The following is a 705-nucleotide window of genomic DNA, read 5'->3' as shown; positions in this document are numbered from 1 at the left end:
CGCCAGTACAAATATATTTGGAAAAATCATCATTAGATCTTAAAACTATCGATACAATACTATAAATTAGGAGCATGAAAACGGAAATTACTATGCTGGATCCTATGAAACCGTAATCTTCCCCAATTGCTCCAAAAATAAAATCAGAATGTTTTTCTGGTACATAAACTACACCTTGTCCGAAGCCTTTGCCCGATACTGTTCCCGATCCTATGGCTGTAATTGTTCTCATATAGTTATAAGATAAACTACTTGCATATTCTTCAGGGTTAATCCAAGAATATATCCTATTGAATTGATGGGGTTGAACACCAAAATAATCTTTTAAAATTTCAGCATGATATAAAACCATATAAAAAGCTGTACCAAAGATAGCACCGACTGTACCAAAGACAGCAGTTAATATTTTCCAACTTATCCCTGAAATAAAAACTAATCCTAGAAAAATAGCTATTAATACCAAGGAGGTACCCATATCAGGTTGAAGCATAATTAAACCTATTGGAATAATAGTAAAAACGGTTAATTTTAATAGCAATTTGATATCTGACTCAATGGTACGTACTCTAAATTTTTCATTATGAACTACATTGATTCTGCTTAAGGTGAAAATCAGCGTCATTTTCATAAATTCAGATGGTTGAATTGATCCAAGACCAGGTAAAACAAACCAACTTTTAGCACCATTCCGTGTAGGAGCTATAG

Annotated in this window: 1 protein-coding gene; it reads right to left on the bottom strand. The window is 32.9% G+C overall.

Annotated elements, in window-relative coordinates:
• On the bottom strand, window positions 1-705 hold a 705-nt coding region (locus tag AC1DWA_RS32995; RefSeq protein ID WP_477917634.1), incomplete at both ends, for an FtsW/RodA/SpoVE family cell cycle protein.

The sequence above is a fragment of the Rhodococcus sp. P4_F3_2 genome, from assembly GCF_056401335.1.
This window is presented reverse-complemented; position numbering and strand designations above follow the sequence as displayed.